This is a genomic window from Streptomyces sp. LUP47B (assembly GCF_001746295.1).
Taxonomy (GTDB): Bacteria; Actinomycetota; Actinomycetes; order Streptomycetales; family Streptomycetaceae; genus Streptomyces.
The window spans coordinates 78796-102657 of sequence record NZ_MJAH01000013.1; the positions used below are offsets into that span (position 1 = coordinate 78796).

Below are 23862 nucleotides of genomic sequence, written 5' to 3' on the forward strand. Positions count from 1 at the left end.
GCGGCTGTGAGCTGTTCACGGCACCTGCGAGATACGTCACGGTCCGGGACCGAAGTCCCGGACCGTGGTGTCTACTGGAACGCATGCCTGAGCACGTCTCCGTCTACCAGTTGCTTGGTATGACCCTTCTCGTCCTGGTGGCCGTCGCCTGGGCGATCGGGCTGGCCGTCATGCTGCGCCGCGGCCGCCACGAGGCCGCACTGTGGCGCTCCGGCCATGGCCTGCCCGCCCTGCCCCACCAGCGACAGACCGGCCCCGGCCACGAGTCCGTCGAGCTGACCCCGGCGGAGGAGGACGCGTTCGCGGGTCTGGTACGGCAGCTCAGCGGCGGCCGCTGACAGGGGCGCCGGAACCGGGCGTACGGGGGGTGCGTGGGCCGTTCGTGCGGGAGCGGGGGCTTCAGGAGACCTGAGCCGCGCGCCGCTCCATGGCGTCGCGGGCCGCGTCCTCGGTGCCGTACACCTCGCACATGTGCCGCCCGTCGGGCGTCGCCGTGTGCTCGAGCTCCCACAGGGAGATCTCCGCGCCGTCGCGCAGCAGGAACGCGTGCTCGTACAGCGAGAAGGCCAGTCCGGCGCGCGCCGCCCGGCACGGGCGACCGAACGCCTGCGTGATCTGGTGGGCGAACGCCTCGGTCAGCAGCGCGGCCGTCTCTCGGCCCGGCCGGTCCGTGTTCTCCGCGCGGCGCAGGAGCCGGCGCGCGTGGTCCGCCGAGTCGTCCGGGACGTAGGCGTGCCGCGGTGTCTGCACGGCTGTGAGCTGCACCGTCACCGGCAGCTCGAAGTCCGGGGTGTCCGGCGGTAACGGAAGCCGCGCGGTCGCCGCCCGCACCTCCTCCTCGTCGACGTACACCTCGTGCTGCGGAACGCTGTCCCGCGCGGTGTTGTGGACGAGCTCCCACAGGGTGAGCGCCGACCCGTCGGCGAGCAGCCACGTGTGCCGGTACGTCTCACGGTGCAGCCCCGCACTGTGGTGCGCGGAGTGCAGCGAACTGTCGTGCGCCAGCGCGCAGTCCAGTCGCCGTATCGTCTCGTCGGGCAGCTCGAAGGAGTTCAGGGCACGACCGAGGAGCCGCGCGAGGTACTCCTCCGGAGACTCGGGCGACTCGGGTGGTTCGTACGCTGCCGTCTCGTACGGAACGCTCAAGGTTTCTCCCGGCGTTGCTGCATGTCACCTTGTGGGTGCATACCGTAGCTCCTCGGTCGGACATCATGTCCGGGAACCGAGAAAACGTACGCCCGGAAAACGCCCGGGCCGCGCAGGAAGTTCCCACGCGACCCGATGATCCGTCAAAAGCCCCTGATCAGAAGGGTTTTCCACTGATCAGGAGGTGCTGACGGCGCTCCCCGCGACCCACTCGTCCCACGACATGTTCCAGCCGTTCAGCCCGTTGTCGGGCGCCACCGTCTTGTCGGGGGAGTTCTTCACGATCACCACGTCCCCGATCAGCGAGCTGTCGTAGAACCACTTGGCCGGAGTGTCCGCCTGCCCGCCCTTGACGTCCCGCAACCCGACGCACCCATGGCTGGTACCGGTCTGCCCGAACGGCGGATTGCCCTTGTTGTACCAGTAGTTGCCGTGGATGAAGGTGCCGGACTGCGTCAGCCGCATCGCGTCCGGGACGTCGGGGATGTCGTACGCGTTGGCGAGGGCGACCGTCCGGCTGTCCATCCGGATCTTCTTGTACTTCTCGGAGATCGCCATCTGCCCGTTGTACGTGGTGAACTCCGGACTGCCCGTCGAGATCGGCACCGACTTGACGGTCTGCCCGTCCCGTACGACCTTCATGGTCTGCGTGTCGGCGTCCACCGTGGACACCTGGGAACGCCCGATCGTGAAGTTGACGGTCTTCTCCTGCACGCCGGTGACGTTGCTCGAGCCCTTGACCCCGTCCAGGTCGATCTTCATCGTGACCTTGGAGCCGGCCTTCCAGTACTCCTCGGGCCGGAAGTCGAGGCGCTGCGCCCCGAACCAGTGCCCGACCACCTGCTGCCCGCTGCTGGACGTCACCGTGATGTGCGACTGCACGGCCTTCTTGTCGCTGATCGCCTTGTCGAAGCTGAACGACACCGGCATCCCCACACCGACCGTCGTCCCGTTGTCCGGCGTGTACGTCCCGACGAAGCTGTTCGCCTTGGAGACGGTCGTGAAGACGGACTTCGCGGTCACGGACTTGCCGTCCGAGTCCTTCGCCGTAGCGGCGATCCGGTACCTCGTCCCGCGCTCCAACTGCTCCGTGGGCTTCCAGCCCTTGCCGCCCGCGACCATCGACCCCGGCACGTCCTGGCCCGTGCCCGCCACCGTCATCTTCACGCCGGTCAGCGTGCCGTCACTGACCCTCACGCCGGTCGAGTTGATCGACGCGCCGGTCGAACCGTTCTTGGCGGAGATGACGATCTCCGCCGCGGAGGTCTTCGCGGGGTCCTTGCCGCCCTTGCCTTCGCTCTCGGCGTCGGAGCCGCCTCCGCACGCGGTGAGGGTAAGGGCGCCCACCATCAGGACGGCACAGGCCCCCAGTGAGCGCCGCGCTGCTATGTCCGGCGTTGTCACGAGATACTCCAGATCCATTCGATATGCGCAGTCCGCTCCACTCCGTGAAGAAAGAGGGACCCGGTCCCCGCCCGGGTTCCCTGACACCGCGACGAATGCCATCACGTGACAGAACCCGGACAGAATGCGGGGGGTTCGCTTGGGTTGGCGGGGGCGCCTATTGGGGTGCCGGGTCAGGTTGTCGGGCGGGTGCAGGCCGGTGGGGGCTGGTCGCGCAGTTCCCCGCGCCCCTAAGGAGTTGCACTCACCCGCGCCACGACGGACGGTTGGCCGCACGGCGCGCCACGACGGGCCGTTGGCCGCGTACGGCGCGAAGGGGACGGGGTGGGGGGTGTCCGCCCGCAGCGGCCGGCGTCCGTCACCGAGCACTGTTGAAGCAGCCGAGCCGCCGGACCGAGGACGGACACCCCCCACCCCSGCCCCGACCCACCCACCGAACCCAACGCGCTACACCCGCCCCCACCGGACAGAAACAGGCCGCCGCAGGCACCCAGGGGCGCGGGGAACTGCGCAAAACGCCCGCCCCCMCCGACCCGCACCCGCACAGCCCGCCGCACGGCATCACCCCCCGTACAGCTCCCGATAAGCCGGCCACACCCCACCCACCCCCTCCACCGACTCCGCCGCCCGCACCGCCCGCACAATCGCCCGCGTCACCACATCCGCCCCCGCCGCGAGCACGGAGTTGAGCGCGAGCGGATCCCCGGCGTCGAGCGACCGCACCCCCGTGGCCAGAGCGAACACCGTGTCGCCGTCGTGCAGCAGGTGCACCGGCCGCACGGCACGCGCGATGCCGTCGTGCGCGGTCCCGGCCACCTTCTGGGCCTGCGCCTTCGACAGTTCCGCGTCGGTGGCCACCACCGCGAGCGTGGTGTTCAGAGGCGGCGGCGCATTCTTCGCCGCGGTCTCGGCGAGCCGCCGGCGCGCGGCCTCATGCACCCGCTCCTCCGGATACCGCACCCGCCCGTCGAACAACTCCCCATACAGAACCCCCGTCTCCGGATCGGACACCGCCCCCACCGCGTTGGCCACCACCAGCGCCGCCACGGAGATCCCCGAGGGCAGGACGACGCTCGCCGTCCCCACCCCGCCCTTCATCGCCCCGACCGCGGCCCCCGTCCCCGCCCCCACACACCCCTCCGGCACCTGCGCGCCGAAGGCACTCGCCGCGGCGGCCTCGACGGCGGCCCGCCCGGTCGCCGCGTCCGGCCGGGCCCGGAAGTCACCGCCGCGCCCCAGGTCGAAGACACACGCGGCAGGCACGACCGGCACCACATGCGAGGGATCCGGCCCCACCCGCACCCCCCGCCCCTGCTCCTCCAGCCAGGCCATCACCCCGGAGGCCGCGTCGAGCCCGTACGCGCTGCCCCCGGTCAGCACGATCGCCTCGACCTTCTGCACCAGGTTGCGCGGATCGAGCGCGTCGGTCTCCTTGGTGCCGGGGCCTCCACCGCGTACGTCCACCGCGGCGACGGCCCCGCCCTCCGGGGCGAGCACGACGGTGGTGCCGGTGAGCCAACCGTCGCCGGTGCGCGTCGCGTGCCCCACGCGCACCCCGGCGACATCCGTCAGAGCGTCAACTGTCATGGAACCAGTCTCGTCCAGCCTTGCCGCACGCCTCGGAACCGGCGGTCCGAAGACCCCGCGGACCGGTCGGACGAATCTCGTCCAGGCCCGCCGCATCCCTCGGAACCGGCGGTCCCAAGGCCCCGCGGACCGGTCGGACGAATCGTCCAGGCCCGCTGCACCTATTGGAACCGGCGGTCCGAAGACCCCGCAGACCAGCCGGACGAGGTCACGCCGCCCGAACCGGCTCCCCACGCTCCCGGGCCGCCATCCGCGCGGTCAACGTCGTCCCGGTCACCACCGCCAGCGTCGCCACGATGCCCGCGACCAGCACCGCCCAGTCGCCCAGGAAGGTGCAGCAGATCACCAGCAACGCCGTGACCGGCAGCACCAGTTGCTGCGCGATGCCCGCCTTGAAATACCGCGAGTGCAGGACCCAGACGGTCAGCAGATAGAGGGCGGTCGGCAGGGTCACCGCGGCCGACGCGGCCAGTGTCGAGGTGTGCGCCTTGCCGACGGCCTGTTCCACGGCCACCTCCAGGCCCGCCCCGATCGCGGCGGCCGACGCGAACACCAGGTAGTGGCCGTATCCCCACAGGAACGCCTGCTTGTTGGAGCGCAGATGGCCGTGGATGGGCACCACGAAGTAGATCCACCAGGCGGCGAAGACGATCAGCAGTCCGCCCGCGGCGATCGGCAGCAGCTCGTTCAGCGCGTCGTTCTCGTCGATGCCGGACTTCACGGCGACCGTGGCGGCGGCGATCGTCTCGCCGAGCACGATGATCGTGAACAGCCCGTACCGTTCCGCGATGTGGTGTGGATGCCACGACGTCGGATGGTCCCTCTCGGCGAAGGGCGGCACACACATCTCCAGGACCGCCATCACCAGGAAGACCCAGGCCCGTCCGCCCTCGGGCAGCACCAGCAGCCCCAGCCAGCCGACCTGGCACAGCAGCACGCCGAACACGTACCGCAGGGCCATCGTCCGCTCCGGGCCCTCGCTCGAACGCGCCACCCGCAGCCACTGCGTGATCAGCGCCATCCGCATGATCACATAGCCCGCCAGCACGGCCAGGAACTCGTGGTCCTCGAACGCCCGGGGCACCCCGGCCGCCAGCACCAGGACACCGGCGATCTGCACCAGGGTCACGACCCGGTAGAGCACGTCGTCGTTGTCGTACGCCGAGGCGAACCACGTGAAGTTCATCCACGCCCACCAGATGGCGAAGAAGAGCATCGCGTAGTTGAGGATCCCCTCGCCGGCGTGGCCCTCGGCGATGGCGTGCACGAGGGCCACGCCCGCCTGGGCGATGGCCACGACGAAGCACAGGTCGAAGAAGAGCTCCAGCGGCGAGGCGACCCTGTGGGCCTCGTCCCGGCCGCGGGCGGTGAGTCTGCGCAGTGGACTGTGTGTCGGACTGGACGTCATGGCTCAAGCACAGCAGATGCCGACCGGAAATTCCCTTGCGCCCCCTCACGAGCTGCCCGGGCGCGGTATCTGCGGCATACGAGCCGTCGGGACCGCTGCCGTACCCTGGACCGGTGAGCACCGCCCCCGACCCCACGCCCTCCGAGCCCAAGGCCGCGCTGGTCTTCGACGATCCGCTGGACCAGCAGTCCCCGGACGACACCGACCGAGGCTGGGGCGACCGGCCGCGCACCGACAGCGCGGCCGACCTGAAGCGCTTCCTCGACGAGAAGCCGCCCCACCACCTCTGAGCGCGGCGCCCGGCCCGGCTCGCTAACGCCCGTCGTGGCCCGAGCCCCGCTGAGCGACCAGGGCGTCGCGGATCTCCTTGAGGACCTCCAGCTCGGTCACCTCGATGATCTCGTGCGTGCCCTCCTTCGCCTTCCGGCGGGCCTCCATCCGAGCCAGGTACTTCGACATCGGCAGGACCATCAGGAAGTAGACGACGGCCGCCGTGATGAGGAAGGTGAGCGTCGCGCCGAGGACCGAGCCCCAGAGGATCCGGACCCCTTCCGCGCTGGCGCCGGTTCCTGTGCACGGGCCCTTGAGGCACGAGCTGTAACCGTCGAGGTTCTTCGTCCCGATCGTCCCCACCAGCGGGTTGATGATTCCCTTCACCACCGAGTTGACGATGTTGGTGAAGGCGGCGCCGATGACCACCGCGACAGCCAGATCGACGACGTTCCCGCGCATCAGAAAGGCCTTGAAGCCCTCCAGGACGCTCGGCTTCTTCTCGCTCACCTAGAGGCCTCTTCTCGCACGCACAGGTTCTGGAACAAACAGCTCCGCAACCTACGTCAACGCGAGGTGACCCTGTCCAATTGGGTCGCACGAAAAGGGCCCTTGACCGAAACTCCCGCAACGGACAGGCGGCACGGCTCAACACAGCGTCACCGCCAGCCGTGCCGTCGCGCTCGCGCCCGCGAGACGTGCCGCCGTCGACCGCGGCACCGAGAGCACGACCAGCGCCCCGCCCTCGGTCACACCGTCCAGCGGCTCAGGCACCTTCGTCACCCGCGCCCCGCGCGCGACCACCCGGGCATCCCCGCCCAGCGCCGACTCCTCGGCGGCGATGACGTCCACCCGGTCCCCGGGGCGCAGCAGCCGGACCGTCGCGGCGTCGGCGATCCGCACCGGCGCCGACACCGTCTCCACGGCACGGTGCTCGCGTACCGGTTCGGTCGCCGGATGCCCCCGCGCCCCGTCGGCGCCCCGCGGGCCCGCCGCCACCAGCGCGGCCGCGGTGACGGCCAGGCCGAGGGCCAGGGCGCGCCCGCGGTGCCGTACGAACCGCCGTAGCTGCCGGCGCCCGCCGCGCACCCGCACCGGCGCGAAATGCGGGACCTCGCAGGTCGGGGGAGCGTCGGTACCCAGCGGGAGGGGGACGAGGGGAGAGGGGGACGGAGCGAAGGACATGAGGACCACCACCAGCGACGAGACATCGGCTTGCGATGCCACGATGCGGCTTCGCGCCGGATCCCGCCGAGGCCGGTGGACTACCCACCGGTTGTGGAAAACTCCCTCACCCGAACGAGAACTTCCGTCGCCGTTACGGCAGTTCGAAGCCCGGATTCATCCCGCCCAGCGCGTTCACGCACAGGCAGTCCCGCTCCTCGTTCGAAGGCAGCGCCGCCACCGCGTCGAACAGCACGCCCCGCAGCCGGTCCACGTTCGCCGCGAACACCCGCAGCACCTCGTCGTGCGAGACACCCTCGCCGGTCTCGGCGCCCGCGTCGAGATCGGTGACCAGGGTCAACGACGTGTAGCAGAGCTCCAGTTCACGGGCGAGCGCTGCCTCGGGGTGGCCGGTCATGCCCACCACCGACCAGCCCTGGGCCTGGTGCCACACCGACTCGGCGCGGGTCGAGAACCGCGGCCCCTCGATCACGACGAGCGTGCCGCCGTCCACCGCCTCCCAGTCCCGCCCACGGGCGGCCTTCAGCGCGGCCGCCCGCCCGGTAGGGCAGTACGGGTCGGCCAGCGACACGTGCACCACGTTCGGCTCACCGCCGCCCGGCAGCGGCAGCCCGTCGAAGTACGTTCCCACCCGGGACTTCGTACGGTCGACCAGCTGGTCCGGCACGAGCAGCGTGCCCGGGCCGTACTCGGGGCGCAGCCCGCCCACCGCGCACGGACCGAGGACCTGCCGTGCCCCCACCGACCTGAGCGCCCACAGATTGGCCCGGTAGTTGATCCGGTGCGGCGGCAGATGGTGACCGCGCCCGTGCCGGGGCAGGAAGGCGACCCGTCGGCCGGCGACCTCGCCGAGGAAGAGGGAGTCACTGGGCGGTCCGTAGGGGGTCTCCACCTCGACCTCGGTCACGTCCTCGAGGAACGAGTAGAAGCCGGAGCCGCCGATTACGCCGATCTCTGCGTTCGCCATGACCAGCACAGTATCCGGCCCCGGAAACCCGCGGCGGCCGGGCTCGGGAAACACCGAGGACCCCGCCGTCGTACGACGGCGGGGTCCCGGAAGTGAGACCTACGCGGCGGAGCTGCTGCTGGACGAGGAGCCCGAGCTCGACGACTTCGAGTCCGAGGAGGACGAGGAAGAAGACGAGGGCGACGAAGACGACTCGGACGACGACGAGGTGGACGTCGACGGCTTCGAGGACGACGACGCCGGGGAGCTGCTCGACGAGGAGCCGCGGCTGTCGTTGCGGTAGAAACCGGAGCCCTTGAAGACGATGCCGACCGCGGAGAACACCTTCTTGAGGCGACCCTGGCAGTTGGGGCACTCGGTCAGAGCGTCGTCGGTGAACTTCTGCACCGCCTCGAGGCCCTCGCCGCACTCGGTGCACTGGTACTGGTAGGTGGGCACTGTCTTCCTCCTGGCACTCTCACTCAATGAGTGCTAACGATGGTCCATAGTGACGTATTCCCGGGGATCAGTCCACTGCCACCGGCACTCGGTGACCGATGCCACGTGCGACGGTCCGGGCGCGGGGCCGCGCCACGAGGTGTGAACGCAGCGCCAGCAGCGTCGCCAGGGCGAGCAGCGTGCCCCCCATCGGCACCAGGAACCCGGCGCCGCCCCAGAAGCGGTCCTCCAGCTGTCCGGCGATCGTGACGGCGGCCGCCTGGCCGAGTGCCACCGCGCCGGTCAGCCAGGTGAAGGCCTCGGTGCGGGCGCCTGCCGGGACCAGGCTCTCGACGAGGGTGTAGCCGGTGATCAGGGCGGGCGCGATGCACATGCCGACCAGGAGGCCGAGGCCGGCCAGGACGAGCACCGAGTGCGCGGCCCACAGGCCGGAGGCCGTCAGCGCGAGGGCGCCGTATCCGAGGAGCAGGCGCCGCTGGGGGGCCACCTTCCAAGCGATGGCGCCGCAGACCAGGCCGGAGAGCATGTTTCCCGCGGCGAAGACGCCGTACAGGACGCCGTTCAGTCCGGGTTCGCCGATCGACTCGCTGAACGCGGCCAGCGAGACCTGCATGCCGCCGAAGACGGAACCGATGCCGAGGAACGTCACGATCAGGACCCGCACCCCGGGGATGCGCAGTGCCGAGGCGTGCTCCACGCGTGCGTGCCCGTCGAGGGCCGTGACCGACGGCTGCGTGCTCTTCTGCGCGGCGAACAGCAGGCCGCCGAGCAGGGTCAGGGACGCCTCCGTCAGCAGGCCCGCGGCCGGGTGCACGGCGGTGCACAGCGCGGTGGCGAGCAGCGGGCCGAAGACGAAGGTCAGCTCGTCCGTGACGGACTCGAAGGCCGCCGCCGTGGTCATCAGGGGCGAGCCCTGCAGCTTCACGCCCCAGCGGGCGCGCACCATGGGCCCGATCTGCGGCACCGAGGCACCCGTGGGCACGGCCGCCGCGAACAACGCCCACAGGGGCGCGTGCGCGAGGGCGAGGGCCGTCAGGGACAGGCCCGAAAGGGTGTGCACGAGCACGCCGGGGATCAGCACGGCGCGCTGACCCCAGCGGTCCGCGAGACGGCCGCTGTAGGGCGCGAACAGTGCCATGGCGACACCGGTGACGGCCGCGACGGCGCCCGCCGCGCCGTACGAGCCGGTGGTGTGCTGCACGAGCAGCACGAGGGAAAGGGTGAGCATCGCGAACGGCTGGCGCGCCGCGAAGCCGGGGAGCAGGAACGTCCAGGCGCCGCGGGTACGCAGCAGCTGCCCGTATCCCGGGCGGGAGGAGGTGACCGTGGATGCCACGGCCCGTGCCTTTCTGCCGCCTGGTAGCGCGGCTCCCCTTCCAAAAGGGGCGGCGCCGAGAGCTGTCCTCTTGCGCGGACTGCGGTAGATGCCGGACTGCTCAGGGACGTCTCGGCCGCCATACGGTCGCGCCAGCTCTGCGTCAGGCAGAGTTGGTTCGATCAGGGGTGCGAGCTCATCGTACAGGGGACGCGTAACACGCTCTTAACGTGTGCGGTCGGCGCCGTCCGTACCCAGCCAGTCGGCCAGCTTGCCGCCGTGGCCCACCGCGCGCAGCCGCCGTTCCGCGGCGTCGCGGACCGGGTCGGTGGTGACGACGAGCAGTTCGTCCCCGCGCCGCAGCACCGTGGTGGGCAGCGGAACGAACGATTTTCCCTCGCGGACGACGAGGGTGACCGCGGCCCCCGGCGGCAGCCGCAGCTCGTTCACCTCGACGCCGTGCATCCGGGACCCCTCGGGGATCGCGACGGACAGCAGGTGTCCGCGCAGCCGCTCCAGGGGCGCCGACTCGATGCCGAGGTCGGCGGCCTCGGCGTCCCCGCCCAGACTCAGCTTGCGTGCCAGCCAGGGCAGCGTCGGACCCTGCACGAGGGTGTAGACGACGACCAGGACGAAGACGATGTTGAAGATGCGACGGCTGCTCTCGACACCGCTCACCATGGGGATCGTCGCCAGGATGATGGGCACGGCGCCGCGCAGTCCGGCCCAGGACATGAGCGTCTGCTCCTGCCAGGGCACCCGGAACGGCGTCAGGCACAGCACGACGCTCAGGGGCCGCGCCACCATGGTCAGCACCAGCCCGATGACGAGCCCGGGCAGCACGTCGTCGCCCAGCTCGTGCGGGGTGACCAGCAGCCCCAGCAGGACGAACATGCCGATCTGGGCGATCCAGCCGAGCCCGTCGGCGAAGCCGCGGGTGGCAGGCCAGTGCGGCAGCTTGGCGTTGCCCATCGCCATGGCGGCGAGATAGACCGCGAGGAAGCCGCTGCCGTGTGCCAGCGCGCCGGCCGCGTACGCGGTGACGGCGATCGCCATGACCGCGATCGGATAGAGGCCGGAGGCGGGCAGGGCGACGTGCCTGAGGCCCCAGGAGCCCAGCCAGCCCACCGCGATGCCGATGGCCGCGCCGATGGCCAGTTCCAGGGTTATCTCGCCGATCAGCGTGTACCAGTGCTCGACCGGGCCCGCCTGGGAGAAGGCGACCACCAGGATGACCACCGGGGCGTCGTTGAATCCGGACTCCGCCTCCAGCGTGCCCGTCACGCGCGTGGGGAGCGGGATCTTGCGCAGCACCGAGAAGACCGCCGCCGCGTCCGTCGAGGAGACGACCGCCCCGATGATGAGCGCCTGACGCCACTCGAGGTCGATCAGGTAGTGCGCGGCCGTCGCCGTGACCCCGACGCTCACCGCGACCCCGCCCAGCGCCAGCGCGGTGGCGGCCGGCAGGACCGGCCTGATCTCCTTCCACTTCGTGCCGAGGCCGCCCTCGGCCAGGATCACGACCAGGGCCGCGTACCCGATGACCTGGGTCAGTTCGGCGTTGTCGAAGTGGATGTCGCCGATGCCGTCCTGGCCCATGGCGATTCCGATCCCCAGGTACACGAGCAGGCTGGGGAGTCCGCTTCGCGAGGAGATCCGGACCGCTGCCACGGCGACGAGCAGGACGAGCGAGCAGACGAAGAGGAGCTGGTTGAGGTGGTGGACAGTCAGCGGCCGTTCCCTTCCCTGGCTCACCCGCATCACGCGCGCGTGAGCTCACGTACATAGGACACGAAGTGGTGGGACTCCGCATCCAAGTACTTCGTTACCTTACCTAACTCTTGACGATTTCTTGACGCTTCGCGAGGTGAGATCGAACGCTCGTCCGCGCTGATTCCCACTCCGCGTCAAGTCGGCCTGGGCCCTGCGCCTATGGTTGCTCCAGCGCGCAGAGCCTGCGTCACATCCCCGGCCGGGCGCGCGGCGTCTGGTGCGGCCGGGGATGTGACGCAGGCTCCCCGTCGAAAGCACAGCCCGCCCTGCCGCTCGCGTTAGGACAGCAAGGACAGCGATGCCCCCCACCACCACCGCCTCATCGGGTCAGCAGCCCGGCAAGTCCGGCAGGAAGAAGGGGCGCAGAGCCCGTCTGATCGTTCTCGTCCTCGTCCTGGCCGTCATCGGCGGCGTCGCCTACGGCGGGTACTGGTCGGTGAGCACCGTCCGCGCCTCCTTCCCGCAGACCAAGGGCTCGATCGAGCTCGAAGGCCTGTCGGGCCCCGTGGACGTCAAGCGCGACGGCTACGGCATCCCGCAGATCTACGCCTCCTCGGACGCGGACCTGTTCATGGCGCAGGGCTACGTCCAGGCGCAGGACCGCTTCTACGAGATGGACGTACGCCGGCACATGACCTCCGGGCGCCTGTCGGAGATGTTCGGCAAGGGCCAGGTCGACGACGACGAGTTCCTGCGGACGCTGGGCTGGGACCGGGTCGCGAAGAAGGAGTACGACACCAAGCTGTCGGCCGCCACCAAGAAGTACCTCCAGGCCTACGCCAAGGGAGTCAACGCCTACCTCCAGGGCAAGAGCGGCAAGGACATCTCCCTGGAGTACGCGGCGCTCGGCTTCAGGAACGACTACAAGCCCCAGAAGTGGACCCCGGTCGACTCGGTCGCGTGGCTGAAGGCCATGGCCTGGGACCTGCGCGGCAACATGCAGGACGAGATAGACCGCGCTCTGATGACGAGCCGCCTCGGCCCGAAGCAGGTCGCCGACCTGTACCCCGACTACCCGTACAGCCGGAACCAGACGATCGTCCAGGAGGGCCAGTACAACGAGCTGACCCAGACGTTCGAGCAGAACGGCAGCACGGAGAACAGCGGAACGACCGGCACCGGAACGTCCACGAGTGGCTCCGGAACGTCCACGAGCGGCACCACGGGCACGTCGGCCTCCACCTCGTCGTCGACGTCCTCCTCGACCTCCTCGGCGCTCCAGAGTCAGCTCTCGGGCCTCTACAACGTTCTGGACGACGTCCCCACGGCCGTCGGAGTCAACGGCCAGGGCATCGGCTCCAACTCCTGGGTCGTGGCGGGCTCCCACACCATCACCGGTCAGCCGCTGCTGGCCAACGACCCGCACCTGTCGGCCTCCCTGCCGTCCGTCTGGTACCAGATGGGCCTGCACTGCCGGACCCTCTCCAGCAAGTGCCAGTACGACGTCGCCGGCTACACCTTCGCGGGCATGCCCGGCGTGGTCATCGGCCACAACGCGAAGATCGCCTGGGGCATGACGAACTCCGGCGTCGACGTCACCGACCTCTACCTGGAGAAGCTCTCCGGCGACGGCTACCTCTACGACGGCAGGACCAAGCCCTTCACCACGCGCGAGGAGACCATCAAGGTCGCCGGCGGCGAGTCCAAGAAGATCGTCGTCCGTGAGACGAACAACGGCCCCCTGCTCTCCGACCGCTACGACGAACTCGTGAAGGTCGGCAAGAAGGCCACCGTCGACAACGCGGCCCCCGACCGCGGCGACGGCTACGGCGTCGCCCTGCGCTGGACCGCGCTCGACCCCGGCACCTCCATGGACGCCGTGTTCGCGATGGACAAGGCGTCGAACTGGAGCGAGTTCCGCGAGGCGGCGGCCCTGTTCGACGTGCCCTCGCAGAACCTCGTCTACGCCGACTCCGAGAACATCGGCTACACGCTGCCCGGCCGCATCCCGATCCGCGCGAAGGGCGACACCGGCGCGATCCCGGCCCCTGGCTGGGACCCCAAGTACGCCTGGACCGGCAAGTACATCGAGCAGGACGAGCTGCCCTACGAGTACAACCCGGAGCGCGGCTACATTGTGACCGCCAACCAGGCCGTGATCGACAAGAGCAAGTACCCCTACACGCTCACCACGGACTGGGGCTACGGCACCCGCAGCCGGCGCATCACGGACCTGATCGAGCAGAAGATCAAGGGCGGCGGCAAGGTCTCCACCGACGACATGCGCCAGATGCAGCTCGACAACAGCAGCGAGATCGCCAAGCTGCTCGTGCCCAAGCTGCTGAAGATCGACATCAAGGACAAGGACGTCCGTCAGGCGCAGGAGCTGCTGGAGGGCTGGGACTACACCCAGGACGCCGACTCGGCGGCGGCCGCCTACTTCAACGCCGTCTGGCGCAACATCCTCAAGCTCGCCTTCGGCAACAAGCTGCCCAAGGAGCTGCGGGTCAAGGGCCAGTGCCTGTGGGTCGACCCCATCACCACCACCGGGCCCGCGGACGAGGCGGACAAGGTCCGCGAGTGCGGTCAGCGGGACGCCGACCAGGCGCAGCCCGACGGCGGCGACCGCTGGTTCGAGGTCGTGCGCAACCTCATGGACGACGAGAACAGCGACTGGTGGAAGACCCCGAAGGGCGCGGGTGACCGTATCGCGGCCACCAACCGCGACCAGCTGTTCGAGCGCGCCATGATCGACGCCCGCTGGGAGCTGACCGCCAAGCTCGGCAAGGACATCGACACCTGGAGCTGGGGCCGGCTGCACCGTCTGTTCCTGAAGAACCAGACCCTCGGCACCGACGGTCCCGACATCGTGAAGTACATGCTCAACCGCGGCCCCTGGAAGCTCAGCGGCGGCGAGGCGACGGTGAACGCGACCGGCTGGAACGCCGCGGGCGGCTACGGGGTCGTCTGGGTGCCGTCGATGCGCATGGTGGTCAACCTCGGCGACCTCGACAAGTCGAAGTGGATCAACCTCACCGGCGCCTCCGGGCACGCCTACAGCGCGCACTACACCGACCAGACCGGCAAGTGGGTCAAGGGCGAGCTGCTGGACTGGTCGTTCTCGGACGACGCCGTCGCCAAGAGCACCACCGACACACTGGTGCTGAAACCGTGAGCCCGAGGCGGTAGCGCGAAGAAGGGGCCCGCCGCACGCGCGTGTGGCGGGCCCCTTCGTACGCGAGGAGGGCGTCACGTCCCCCGACGGTTACGCGCCGCTGTGGAAGCGGCGCACACCCGACGGTGTCACCACCGCGTGCACCGGCCGGTCGTGCGCCTCCTCCGGGACCTGCGCGACGACCTCGGCGTCGTACAGGAGCACCACCAGCGCCGGTCGCGCGCCCGCGCGCTCCAGGCGCGCGAGCACCCGGTCGTACGACCCCCCGCCGCGCCCCAGGCGCATCCCGCGCCCGTCCACCGCCAGTCCGGGCAGCAGCACGACGTCGGCGCCGGTCACGGCGTCCGGGCCCAGCCGCTCGCCGGAGGGCTCGAAGAGGGTCATCTTCCCGCCGTGCTGGACGCGCGCGACAGAGCCCTCGCCGGTGTAGGCGCCCCAGTCGAGATCGTTGTCCGGCAGAAGCGCCGGGAGCAGAACGCGCACGCCCCGCTCGCGCAGCGCGTCAAGGAGGGGGAGCGTGCCGGGTTCGCTCCCCACCGAGACGTACGCCGCCACCGTGCGCGCACGCGTCAGTTCGGGCAGCCCGAGGGCCCGGTCGGCCAGCTCGGCGGCCGCTTCTCGCACGTCATCGGCCGTCAACCTGTTCCTCACTGCCAGGTATTCTTGCCGCAATGTTTGCTTGTCAGACTTGGTGGGACGTCCGATGTGACTCAAGGTCTGCACCCGTACCCTTCTAATACGCTCATATAAGAGCTTATTAACCGGAGCCACAGATTCCAGGCAAAGGCACCGGATAGGGTGGCGAACATGACTCAGTCGCACCCTCGGATCAGCAAGGCTGTCATTCCGGCAGCAGGGCTCGGCACCCGCTTCCTGCCGGCAACCAAGGCCACTCCCAAGGAGATGCTGCCGGTGGTCGACAAGCCGGCGATCCAGTACGTGGTCGAGGAGGCCGTCTCGGCGGGCCTCGATGACGTCCTCATGATCACGGGACGCAACAAGCGTCCCCTGGAGGACCACTTCGACCGCAACTACGAGCTCGAGTCCGCCCTCCAGAAGAAGGGCGACGCCAGCCGGCTCGCCAAGGTCCAGGAGTCCAGCGACCTCGCCACCATGCACTACGTGCGCCAGGGCGACCCCCGCGGCCTCGGCCACGCCGTCCTGTGCGCGGCCCCCCACGTGGGCCACGAGCCCTTCGCCGTCCTCCTCGGCGACGACCTGATCGACGCCCGCGACCCCCTGCTCAAGCGGATGATCGAGGTGCAGGAGCAGTACGGCGGCAGTGTCATCGCGCTGATGGAGGTCGAGCCCGAGCAGATCCACCTCTACGGCTGTGCCGTCGTCGAGGAGACCGAGGACAGCGACGTCGTCAGGGTGGGCGGCCTGGTCGAGAAGCCGGAGGCGTCCGACGCCCCGTCGAACTACGCGGTCATCGGCCGCTACGTCCTCGACCCGCACATCTTCGACATACTCCGCAAGACCGAGCCGGGCCGGGGCAACGAGATCCAGCTCACCGACGCCCTCCAGCAGCTCGCCCAGGACGAGAAGGTCGGCGGCCCGGTGCACGGCGTCGTCTTCAAGGGCCGCCGTTATGACACCGGGGACCGCGGCGACTATCTGCGTGCCATTGTCAGACTCGCGTGCGAACGTGAAGACCTGGGCCCGGACTTCCGGACCTGGCTTCGCAGTTACGTAGCCGAGGAGATGTAGGCATTTGAGCAGCGCCGCGCCCCGCCCCGCCGACCAGGACCACCTCTGGTCGGTGGACGAACACCTGGAGGACATCCTCGCGACCGTGCGCCCCCTCGAGCCCATCGAGCTACAGCTGCTCGACGCCCAGGGCTGCGTCCTGGTCGAGGACGTCACGGTCCCGGTGTCCCTGCCGCCGTTCGACAACAGCTCCATGGACGGGTACGCGGTGCGGGTCGCGGACGTGGCGGGCGCGAGCGAGGAGTTCCCGGCCGTCCTGGACGTCGTCGGGGACGTCGCGGCGGGCGAGGCGGAGCTGCTGCACGTCGGCCCCGGACAGGCCGCCCGCATCATGACCGGGGCCCCGCTGCCGCCCGGCGCCGAGACCGTCGTCCCCGTCGAGTGGACCGACGGAGGCCTCGGCGAGGGCCCGGTGACCGGGATGCGCGCCCGCAGTCTCGCCCCCGAGGGCGCGGAGGGACACGTGCACGTGTACCGGCCCGCCGAGGCACGCGCGCATGTGCGCGCCGAGGGCAGCGACGTCCGGGCGGGCGACCGCGCCCTGGACGCCGGAACCGTCCTCGGCCCTCCGCAGATCGCCTTGCTCGCGGCGATCGGCCGCGGCACCGTACGCGTACGCCCCCGCCCGCGCGTGGTCGTCATGTCCACCGGCAGCGAACTCGTCCAGCCCGACGAGAGCCTCGGCACCGGCCAGATCTACGACTCCAACAGCTTCGCCCTGACCGCGGCCGCCCGGGACGCCGGCGCGATCGCCTACCGCGTGGGCGCCGTCGCCGACGACGCCGAAACTCTGCGCTCCACCATCGAGGACCAGCTCGTCCGCGCCGACCTCGTGGTCACCACGGGCGGCGTGAGCGTCGGGGCGTACGACGTCGTCAAGGAGGCGCTGTCCTCCGTGGGCGACGAGGACGAGCCGGGCAGCGGCGTCGACTTCCGCAAGCTCGCCATGCAGCCCGGCAAGCCCCAGGGCTTCGGCACCATCGGCCCCGACCACACCCCGCTGCTGGCCCTGCCGGGCAACCCGGTGTCGTCGTACGTCTCCTTCGAACTGTTCGTCCGGCCCGCGATCCGCACCCTCATGGGCCTCGACGACGTCCACCGGCCGCGGACCAGGGCGATCCTGACCGCGGACAAGGCGCTGACCTCGCCCAAGGGACGCCGGCAGTTCCTGCGCGGTGCCTGTGCCGACGGCTCGGTCGCCCCCGTCGGCGGCGCCGGCTCCCATCTGGTGGCCGCCCTCGCGCAGGCCAACGCGCTGATCGTCGTACCCGAGGACGTGGAGTCCGTCGAGCCCGGGACCGAGATCGAAGTGGTCCAGCTCGGCTGAGCACCCCTGGTTGGCGGTACCGTGTCGCGCACAACAGGCCGGACCGGGAGCGCCGCACAACCATGAGTACGCAGGACCGACTGACGCACATCGACGAAGCGGGAGCCGCCCGCATGGTCGATGTCTCCGGCAAGGACGTCACCGCACGCACCGCGCGTGCCAGTGGACGTGTTCTCGTGTCACCCCGAGTGATCGAGCTGCTGCGCGGCGAGGGCGTCCCCAAGGGCGACGCGCTGGCCACCGCGCGGATCGCGGGCATCATGGGCGCCAAACGCACCCCTGACCTGATCCCGCTGTGCCACCCGTTGTCGGTGTCCGGTGTGAAACTGGACCTGTCGGTCGCGGACGACGCCGTGGAGATCCTGGCCACCGTGAAGACGACGGACCGCACGGGCGTCGAGATGGAGGCCCTCACCGCGGTCTCCGTCGCCGCGCTCACCGTGATCGACATGGTCAAGGCGGTAGACAAGGGAGCGGTCATCACGGACGTGCGGGTGGAGGAGAAGACGGGCGGCAAGTCGGGCGACTGGAGCCGGGCATGACGTATCGCGCACTTGTGATCACCGCCTCCAACCGGGCCGCCGCCGGGGTCTACGAGGACAAGGGCGGCCCGCTGATCGCCGACGGCCTCAAGCGCTTCGGGTTCGCCGTCGACGGTCCGCAGGTCGTCCGCGACGGCGACCCCGTGGAGGCCGCCCTGCGCGCCGGCGTCGAGGCCGGATACGACGTCGTCGTCACCACCGGCGGCACCGGCATCTCGCCCACCGACCGCACCCCCGAGGCGACCCGCGCGGTGATCGCGTACGAGGTGCCGGGCATCGCGGAGGCCATCCGGGCGTTCGGACGGGAGAAGGTGCCGACCGCCGCGCTCTCCCGGGGCCTGGCCGGGGTGGCGGGACGCACACTGATCGTCAACCTGCCGGGTTCCAGTGGCGGGGTGAAGGACGGACTGGCCGTTCTGGAGCCCCTGTTGATACACGCCGTCGACCAGATCCGCGGCGGCGACCACCCGAGACCCGGCCCCGGCAGTGGGGGTGCGAGCTGAACAGCCCATCCTGGCCCGTCGTACTGGCGGACGGCGACGTCGTCCTGAGGCCGATAAAGATGCGTGACCAGCGGCTCTGGCGTGAGGTCAACCGGCGCAACCGGGACTGGCTGCGCCCCTGGGAGGCGACCATTCCGCCGCCCACCCCGAGCGGGCCGATCGCGCACCGGCCGACCTACCGTCAGATGGTCCGCCATCTCAGGTCCGAGGCGAACGCGGGGCGGATGCTGCCGTTCGTCATCGAGTACCGCGGTGAGTTGGTGGGGCAGTTGACGGTCGCCGGAATCACCTGGGGCTCGATGTGCTCGGGGCACGTCGGTTACTGGGTGGACCAGTCGGTGGCCGGGCGCGGGGTGATGCCGACCGCTGTGGCGCTTGTCGTGGACCACTGTTTCCGCACGGTCGGCCTGCACCGCATCGAGGTCTGCATTCGCCCCGAGAACGGGCCCAGCCGCCGCGTCGTCGAGAAACTCGGATTCCGCGAGGAGGGGCTGCGACCGCGTTATCTCCACATCGACGGCGCCTGGCGCGACCATCTCGTGTTCGCGCTCACCGCGGAAGAGGTGCCCGACGGTTTGCTCAGACGCTGGCAGCGGGCACGCTCCAGGAGTACGCCGCACGACAATCCCGCATAGCCGGGAAGCCGGGGCTGACGGCTTGACCCGAAAATGGAATAAGTGTTCGAAAATGATCGGTGCATGACCGTCTCGAGCCATTGAATTCACGACTGATGCGACCTGCTGATCGGATCGGTCACAAAAAAAGCTAGAAATATCAGCCAGATCGTGCGACACACCGGCGCAATTGGCAGATGGCCTCACGCAAACCCCTCTACCGTGTGAGGCGTGAGCAGCAGCGGCCTCATCTACGCAGTCATTGTCGGGGCCTGGGCCGCCTACTTGGTGCCGATGTGGCTCCGTAGGCAGGACGAGCTGAACGAGGCCCGTCCGACGGAACGCTTCAGCACGGCCATCCGGTTGCTGTCCGGACGGGCGGGCATGGAGCGTCGGTACGCCAAGGACCTGCGCGCGCGCTCCACCGACGAGGGGGAGCGCGGCGCCGACGAACCGGATGCCGTCACCGAGTCGGTGGACGTCCGGGCCTTCGCCATGCCTCCGACCCGTCCGCAGGCCCAGGCGACGGTCCAGGCGTCGGCTTCGGAGCGCCGGGAGGCGACGCGCGAGCCCGCGCGTGAAGCCGGCAGGGAAGCGGGACACGGCGAACCGGCCGGCGCGAAAACGAACGCGCCCGCGCCCGAACGCGGTGGCGCGCCCACGCGCAAGCAGGCACCCGCACCCGCCGACTCGGCGCACTCCCAGGCTCAGCCGCACGCCCCCGCAGCCCGGCGCACGGCCGCCGCGGAAGCGGCCGCGGCGCGCGCCCGGCGCACGAAGGTACTCGCGCGGCGGCGGCGTACGACCGTGATGCTCTTCATGGCCTTCACGCTCGGCGCGATCGTCGCCGCCGTCGGAGGACTCGCCTTCCTGTGGGCGCCCGGCGTGCCCGCCGTGATGCTCAGTGCGTACATCGCGCACCTGCGCTCCCAGGAACGCCGCCGCTTCGCCTACCAGATGGACCGGCGCCGGGCCGAGGCCGCCGCACAGCGACTGCGGGAACGCGCGCGCCAGCCGCGCCGGCGCGCGTCCGTGAGCACCGGCGTGGACGCCGGCGAACCGGAAGAGGGACCGGGGACGGAGACCGACCCCGGGCTCTCGGCGCTTGCCGCCGACCGGCGCGCCCTCGTCGAGCAGACCGATCACGCCGAGTGGATCGACCAGCAGCGCGAACGGCAGCACAGGCCCGGGCACGGGGACAGCTGGGACCCGGTACCGGTGCCGCTGCCGACGTACGTGACCGCGCCGGTCGCTCCGCGGGCCACCTCGGACGTGGACCTCGGGGCGCCGGACGCGTGGAGTTCGGCGCGCTCCAGCAGTGCCGCCACTCCGGAGCAGCCGGCCCAGGAGGCGACGCCCGCCGCGGAGGACGAGGAGTCGGAGGAACTGCCCGACGACGCCGAGGACAAGCCGTCGCCGGGCGGACGCAGCGACGCCCGCCGCGCCGCCTCCGCCCGCCGCGCACGCGAGCGTGGCCGTACGCCACTCTTCGACCAGTACGAGGAAGGCGACCGGCCGCGCGCGGCCAACGAGTGACGGACGGGGCGGGATCACCGCGCCCTGACCAGCCGGGAACGGATTTCCAGGCACCCGGACCGGGATGCTAGAGTTTCACTCGTTGCAAGGGCCTGTGGCGCAGTCCGGTAGCGCACCTCGTTCGCATCGAGGGGGCCAGGGGTTCGAATCCCCTCAGGTCCACGCAGCCCAAAGCCCCTGCCGGGGACTCCCGGTAGGGGCTTTGGCATGCCCTACAGCGGCATGATGGCTTCCCATGAGGACACAGGTGACGTTCGACAGTGCCGACCCGCACGCTCAGGCCGCCTTCTGGGCGCAGGTGGTCGGGTCCGCGGTGGAGGACCACTCGGCGCTGGTTGACCAGTTGGTCGCCGACGGTCACATGCCCGCAAACGACAGGATCGTGATCAACGGCCGCTCCGCGTTCCGGGACGTGGCAGCGTGCAGCGACCCGGCAAGTACCGAGCCCCGCTTCTACTTTCAGCGTGTGCCCGAGGGCAAGACCGCGAAGAACCGGGTGCACCTCGACATCCACGTCGATGCCGACCAGAAGGCAGCCGAGGTAGCGCGACTGGAAGCGCTCGGCGCGCGACTGATCGAGACGCACAGCGACCGCGGGCCTGTGACGTACGTCATGCGCGACCCGGAAGGCAACGAGTTCTGCCTGCACTGACGATCCAACCGGCTAACGGGTGATCGCGTGCCCCCTGACATACAGCTCAGCGCCCTGCCTGGCCGCGGAACCGTCGCCAGGGACAGCCTGCCGGTCCGTCTGGAACGCTCCGGGAGGCTCCCTGTGCATACCGCAGTCTTCCTGCTGAGAAGCGTGCTTGGCCTGGGTGGCGGTCTCGTGAGCGCATGGGAGCTCAACCGCCAGGCCTCAGGGCACGGTTGGAGGAAGCCCCGAGCCCTCGCAGCGATGGCGGCTTTGCTTCTCGCCGCTCTGCTCGCCACCTAGGGATGCCCGGCGGGACCCGCGGGCACCGGCGTTCTCACAGCGCCTTGGCGAAGCACCTGCTGTCCTCGTGGAAGCGGTAGTAGCCGAACTTCACGCACGGCTCGTAACCGCTCGACGTGTACAGGGCGATGGCCTCCGGCTGCTTGGTGCCGGTCTCCAGGACCATGCGGGTGCGGCCGGCCATGCGGGCGTCGTTCTCCAGGGCGGCGAGGATGCGGCGGGCGAGGCCCCGGCCGCGCGCCACGTCGACGACGTACATGCGCTTGAGCTCGGCGTCGCCGTCCAGGTTGCCCTCGCCGTTCGCGTCCCGGGCACGCCAGCCGCCCGTGGCCACGGGGGAGCCCAGCTCGTCGTACGCGATGAGGAAGATGCCGGTGGGCGGCTCGAAGTCCTCCGGTGCCAGGGTCGTGGCGTCGCCGCCGTCGCCGTAACGGACGTGGTACTCCGCCTGTACCTGGTCATTCAACTTCACGGCGTCAGGGTGGTCGAAGGGGACCTGGCGTATCTGCATGCTCATCACCATAGATTTTGATCAGATCGGCAACAAAGTCCGCTCCAGTGTGCCGGTATCGTGCGCGGGTGCTCACTGTGACCTCCGCCAACGTGAATGGACTGCGCGCCGCCGCGAAGAAGGGCTTCGTGGAGTGGCTCGCGGACACCTCCGCCGATGTGCTCTGCCTGCAGGAGGTGCGCGCCGAGCCGCAGCAGCTGCCCGAGGGGGTCCGAGCCCCCGAGGGCTGGCACGTGGTGCACGCGCCCGCCGCCGCCAAGGGGCGCGCCGGTGTCTCCCTCTACACCCGCCGGGAGCCGGACCGTGTCCGGATCGGCTTCGGGTCGGCCGAGTTCGACACCAGCGGGCGGTACGTCGAAGCCGACCTGCCCGGTGTCACCGTCGCCTCCCTCTATCTCCCCTCCGGCGAGGTCGGTACCGCGCGGCAGGACGAGAAGGTCCGCTTCATGGACGAGTTCCTCGCGTACCTGAAGAACCTGCGCGAGCGCGCCGCCGCCGATGGCCGCGAGGTCGTCGTCTGCGGCGACTGGAACATCGCCCACCAGCAGGCCGACCTCAAGAACTGGCGCGCCAACCAGAAGAGCTCCGGGTTCCTGCCGGAGGAGCGGGCCTGGCTGAGTCAGGTCCTCGACACCACCGACGGGGGGTACGTCGACGTCGTACGGTCGTTGCATCCGGACGTGGTGGGGCCGTACTCGTGGTGGTCCTACCGGGGGCGGGCGTTCGACAACGATTCAGGATGGCGCATTGACTACCACGTCTCGACGCCCGGCCTTGCGGCCAAGGCGGTCAAGGGGTTCGTGGAGCGCGCGGCCACACACGATGAGCGCTGGTCGGATCATGCGCCGGTGACCGTGGTCTACGACCTCTAGGCCGAGGGTTTGCGCAATCGCCGGTCCAACGCCAGTGACAGTTCCGCCTCCACCACGCTCCGTGCCAGCGGGCGCAGGCGGTGGAGGTCGTCCTCGTTCGCGTGGCGCAGGACCAGTTCGGCGAACATCTCGGCCAGGGCGTCGGTGTGTTCGCGGACTCGCTTGCCGGCCGCCAGGACCTCGGCCAGCGGGATGCCCTCGCGGACCAGGGCCGAGGAGACGTCCAGGAGGCGGCGGCTGATGTGGACGATCTCGTCGCCGTCGGTGCCGAGGTAGCCGAGGTCGAGAGCGGCCGCGAGGTTCTCCGCGGTGACCTCGCCCTCGAAGCGGGCGGCGAGTTCCTCGGGGGTGAGGCGGACCGGTTCCTCCTCCGTGGGCGCGACGCCCAGCACGTCGGCGACGTCGCGGCCGTGGTCCAGGGCCTCGGCGAGTTCCGCTATGCCGGTGAGGGTGTGGCCGCGCTCCAGGAGGGCCGCGATCGTGCGCAGTCGGGCCAGGTGGTGGTCGTCGTACCAGGCGATGCGGCCCTCGCGGCGAGGGGGCGGGATGAGTTTGCGTTCGCGGTAGAAGCGCAGGGTGCGCACTGTGATGCCGGCCAGGCGGGCCAGTTCCTCCATGCGGTATTCGCGCTTCTCCGTCACGGCCGCAGCCTATGTCGTACCTCCGGTAACTTCCTCGTCCCCGACCCCTACCCATCAGTAC

The 23862-nt window shown here is 70.3% G+C and carries 24 protein-coding genes and 1 tRNA gene; 12 read left to right on the forward strand and 13 right to left on the reverse strand.

Annotated features, from left to right (window positions below):
• The first annotated feature begins 83 nt into the window (after positions 1 to 83).
• Positions 84 to 338, forward strand: a complete 255-nt coding sequence (locus BFN33_RS33370) for a hypothetical protein (RefSeq protein WP_069763917.1) — start codon at positions 84 to 86, stop codon at positions 336 to 338.
• Positions 339 to 399: 61 nt separating this feature from the next.
• Here BFN33_RS33370 and BFN33_RS33375 read toward each other — a convergent pair whose 3' ends face one another.
• From BFN33_RS33375 to BFN33_RS33390, 4 genes are all read right to left on the reverse strand, one after another.
• Entirely contained in the window at positions 400 to 1146 is a 747-nt protein-coding gene (locus BFN33_RS33375) for a DUF6227 family protein (protein WP_069763918.1), read from the reverse strand.
• Between the two features lie 177 nt (positions 1147 to 1323).
• A complete protein-coding gene (locus BFN33_RS33380; protein WP_069764095.1) occupies positions 1324 to 2550 on the reverse strand; it encodes an Ig-like domain-containing protein in 1227 nt (408 codons plus the stop codon).
• 561 nt (positions 2551 to 3111) lie between these two features.
• Positions 3112 to 4137 carry a P1 family peptidase gene (locus BFN33_RS33385; protein ID WP_069763919.1) on the reverse strand — a complete coding sequence of 342 codons (1026 nt, stop codon included), beginning with the start codon at positions 4135 to 4137 and terminating at the stop codon, positions 3112 to 3114.
• A gap of 208 nt (positions 4138 to 4345) precedes the next feature.
• On the reverse strand, positions 4346 to 5545 hold the full coding sequence (locus tag BFN33_RS33390; RefSeq protein WP_069763920.1) for a low temperature requirement protein A: 1200 nt from the start codon (positions 5543 to 5545) through the stop codon (positions 4346 to 4348).
• Positions 5546 to 5658: 113 nt separating this feature from the next.
• Here BFN33_RS33390 and BFN33_RS51465 point away from each other — a divergent pair, with 113 nt between their 5' ends.
• Complete coding sequence (locus BFN33_RS51465) at positions 5659 to 5835, forward strand: hypothetical protein (protein WP_088245440.1); 177 nt, start codon at positions 5659 to 5661, stop codon at positions 5833 to 5835.
• Between the two features lie 22 nt (positions 5836 to 5857).
• Here BFN33_RS51465 and mscL read toward each other — a convergent pair whose 3' ends face one another.
• The 6 genes from mscL to BFN33_RS33420 form a co-directional block, all read right to left on the reverse strand.
• A complete protein-coding gene (gene mscL, locus BFN33_RS33395) occupies positions 5858 to 6325 on the reverse strand; it encodes a large conductance mechanosensitive channel protein MscL (RefSeq protein WP_069763921.1) in 468 nt (155 codons plus the stop codon).
• Positions 6326 to 6463: 138 nt separating this feature from the next.
• Positions 6464 to 7000 (reverse strand): hypothetical protein, encoded by a 537-nt coding sequence (locus tag BFN33_RS33400; protein ID WP_069764096.1) that lies wholly within the window; start codon positions 6998 to 7000, stop codon positions 6464 to 6466.
• Between the two features lie 133 nt (positions 7001 to 7133).
• Complete coding sequence (locus tag BFN33_RS33405; RefSeq protein ID WP_069763922.1) at positions 7134 to 7967, reverse strand: S-methyl-5'-thioadenosine phosphorylase; 834 nt, start codon at positions 7965 to 7967, stop codon at positions 7134 to 7136.
• A 99-nt stretch (positions 7968 to 8066) separates the two neighbouring features.
• Positions 8067 to 8405 (reverse strand): FmdB family zinc ribbon protein, encoded by a 339-nt coding sequence (locus BFN33_RS50390; protein WP_079141131.1) that lies wholly within the window; start codon positions 8403 to 8405, stop codon positions 8067 to 8069.
• 67 nt (positions 8406 to 8472) lie between these two features.
• Complete coding sequence (locus BFN33_RS33415; protein ID WP_069763924.1) at positions 8473 to 9741, reverse strand: MFS transporter; 1269 nt, start codon at positions 9739 to 9741, stop codon at positions 8473 to 8475.
• A gap of 204 nt (positions 9742 to 9945) precedes the next feature.
• A complete protein-coding gene (locus tag BFN33_RS33420; protein ID WP_069763925.1) occupies positions 9946 to 11481 on the reverse strand; it encodes a potassium/proton antiporter in 1536 nt (511 codons plus the stop codon).
• A 310-nt stretch (positions 11482 to 11791) separates the two neighbouring features.
• On the opposite strand from BFN33_RS33420, the gene BFN33_RS33425 reads away from it, so the two are divergent.
• Positions 11792 to 14608 (forward strand): penicillin acylase family protein, encoded by a 2817-nt coding sequence (locus BFN33_RS33425; RefSeq protein WP_069763926.1) that lies wholly within the window; start codon positions 11792 to 11794, stop codon positions 14606 to 14608.
• Positions 14609 to 14698: 90 nt separating this feature from the next.
• On the opposite strand, the gene BFN33_RS33430 is transcribed toward BFN33_RS33425, so the two are convergent.
• On the reverse strand, positions 14699 to 15322 hold the full coding sequence (locus BFN33_RS33430) for a 5-formyltetrahydrofolate cyclo-ligase (RefSeq protein ID WP_079141147.1): 624 nt from the start codon (positions 15320 to 15322) through the stop codon (positions 14699 to 14701).
• A gap of 93 nt (positions 15323 to 15415) precedes the next feature.
• Between BFN33_RS33430 and galU the strand changes: the two genes are divergently transcribed.
• From galU to BFN33_RS33470, 8 genes are all read left to right on the forward strand, one after another.
• On the forward strand, positions 15416 to 16318 hold the full coding sequence (galU, locus tag BFN33_RS33435) for a UTP--glucose-1-phosphate uridylyltransferase GalU (RefSeq protein ID WP_069764097.1): 903 nt from the start codon (positions 15416 to 15418) through the stop codon (positions 16316 to 16318).
• 4 nt (positions 16319 to 16322) lie between these two features.
• Positions 16323 to 17645, forward strand: coding sequence for a gephyrin-like molybdotransferase Glp (gene glp / locus BFN33_RS33440; protein WP_069763928.1), 1323 nt, complete (start codon positions 16323 to 16325; stop codon positions 17643 to 17645).
• 62 nt (positions 17646 to 17707) lie between these two features.
• Entirely contained in the window at positions 17708 to 18187 is a 480-nt protein-coding gene (gene moaC, locus BFN33_RS33445) for a cyclic pyranopterin monophosphate synthase MoaC (protein WP_053852462.1), read from the forward strand.
• A complete protein-coding gene (locus tag BFN33_RS33450; RefSeq protein WP_069763929.1) occupies positions 18184 to 18690 on the forward strand; it encodes a molybdenum cofactor biosynthesis protein B in 507 nt (168 codons plus the stop codon). Before moaC ends, BFN33_RS33450 begins: the two co-directional genes overlap by 4 nt.
• Positions 18687 to 19325, forward strand: a complete 639-nt coding sequence (locus BFN33_RS33455; protein ID WP_079141132.1) for a GNAT family N-acetyltransferase — start codon at positions 18687 to 18689, stop codon at positions 19323 to 19325. The genes BFN33_RS33450 and BFN33_RS33455 overlap by 4 nt, the downstream gene beginning before the upstream one ends.
• Before the next feature lie 210 nt (positions 19326 to 19535).
• The gene (glpR, locus tag BFN33_RS33460) at positions 19536 to 20840 is read left to right on the forward strand and encodes a gephyrin-like molybdotransferase receptor GlpR (protein WP_069763931.1); all 1305 of its coding nucleotides are present in this window, start codon (positions 19536 to 19538) and stop codon (positions 20838 to 20840) included.
• Positions 20841 to 20928: 88 nt separating this feature from the next.
• Positions 20929 to 21002, forward strand: a tRNA-Ala gene (locus tag BFN33_RS33465).
• A gap of 73 nt (positions 21003 to 21075) precedes the next feature.
• Positions 21076 to 21492, forward strand: coding sequence for a VOC family protein (locus BFN33_RS33470; protein WP_069763932.1), 417 nt, complete (start codon positions 21076 to 21078; stop codon positions 21490 to 21492).
• A gap of 319 nt (positions 21493 to 21811) precedes the next feature.
• On the opposite strand, the gene BFN33_RS33475 is transcribed toward BFN33_RS33470, so the two are convergent.
• Positions 21812 to 22288: a GNAT family N-acetyltransferase gene (locus BFN33_RS33475; RefSeq protein ID WP_069764098.1), complete on the reverse strand. Its 477-nt coding sequence runs from the start codon at positions 22286 to 22288 to the stop codon at positions 21812 to 21814.
• A gap of 68 nt (positions 22289 to 22356) precedes the next feature.
• On the opposite strand from BFN33_RS33475, the gene BFN33_RS33480 reads away from it, so the two are divergent.
• Positions 22357 to 23160 (forward strand): exodeoxyribonuclease III, encoded by an 804-nt coding sequence (locus BFN33_RS33480; protein ID WP_069763933.1) that lies wholly within the window; start codon positions 22357 to 22359, stop codon positions 23158 to 23160.
• On the opposite strand, the gene BFN33_RS33485 is transcribed toward BFN33_RS33480, so the two are convergent.
• Positions 23157 to 23801, reverse strand: coding sequence for a MerR family transcriptional regulator (locus BFN33_RS33485; protein ID WP_088245442.1), 645 nt, complete (start codon positions 23799 to 23801; stop codon positions 23157 to 23159). The two genes, BFN33_RS33480 and BFN33_RS33485, sit on opposite strands and share 4 nt — an antisense overlap.
• Positions 23802 to 23862: the final 61 nt, after the last annotated feature.

Coding starts and splice junctions, on each gene's coding strand:
- moaC (WP_053852462.1), top strand. CDS start 17,708: ATGAGTACGCAGGACCGACTGACGCACATCGACGAAGCGGGAGCCGCC.
- BFN33_RS33385 (WP_069763919.1), bottom strand. CDS start 4,137: ATGACAGTTGACGCTCTGACGGATGTCGCCGGGGTGCGCGTGGGGCAC.
- BFN33_RS33425 (WP_069763926.1), top strand. CDS start 11,792: ATGCCCCCCACCACCACCGCCTCATCGGGTCAGCAGCCCGGCAAGTCC.
- galU (WP_069764097.1), top strand. CDS start 15,416: ATGACTCAGTCGCACCCTCGGATCAGCAAGGCTGTCATTCCGGCAGCA.
- BFN33_RS33420 (WP_069763925.1), bottom strand. CDS start 11,481: ATGCGGGTGAGCCAGGGAAGGGAACGGCCGCTGACTGTCCACCACCTC.
- BFN33_RS33370 (WP_069763917.1), top strand. CDS start 84: ATGCCTGAGCACGTCTCCGTCTACCAGTTGCTTGGTATGACCCTTCTC.
- BFN33_RS33470 (WP_069763932.1), top strand. CDS start 21,076: ATGAGGACACAGGTGACGTTCGACAGTGCCGACCCGCACGCTCAGGCC.
- BFN33_RS33450 (WP_069763929.1), top strand. CDS start 18,184: ATGACGTATCGCGCACTTGTGATCACCGCCTCCAACCGGGCCGCCGCC.
- BFN33_RS33390 (WP_069763920.1), bottom strand. CDS start 5,545: ATGACGTCCAGTCCGACACACAGTCCACTGCGCAGACTCACCGCCCGC.
- BFN33_RS33405 (WP_069763922.1), bottom strand. CDS start 7,967: ATGGCGAACGCAGAGATCGGCGTAATCGGCGGCTCCGGCTTCTACTCG.
- BFN33_RS33400 (WP_069764096.1), bottom strand. CDS start 7,000: ATGTCCTTCGCTCCGTCCCCCTCTCCCCTCGTCCCCCTCCCGCTGGGT.
- BFN33_RS33475 (WP_069764098.1), bottom strand. CDS start 22,288: ATGCAGATACGCCAGGTCCCCTTCGACCACCCTGACGCCGTGAAGTTG.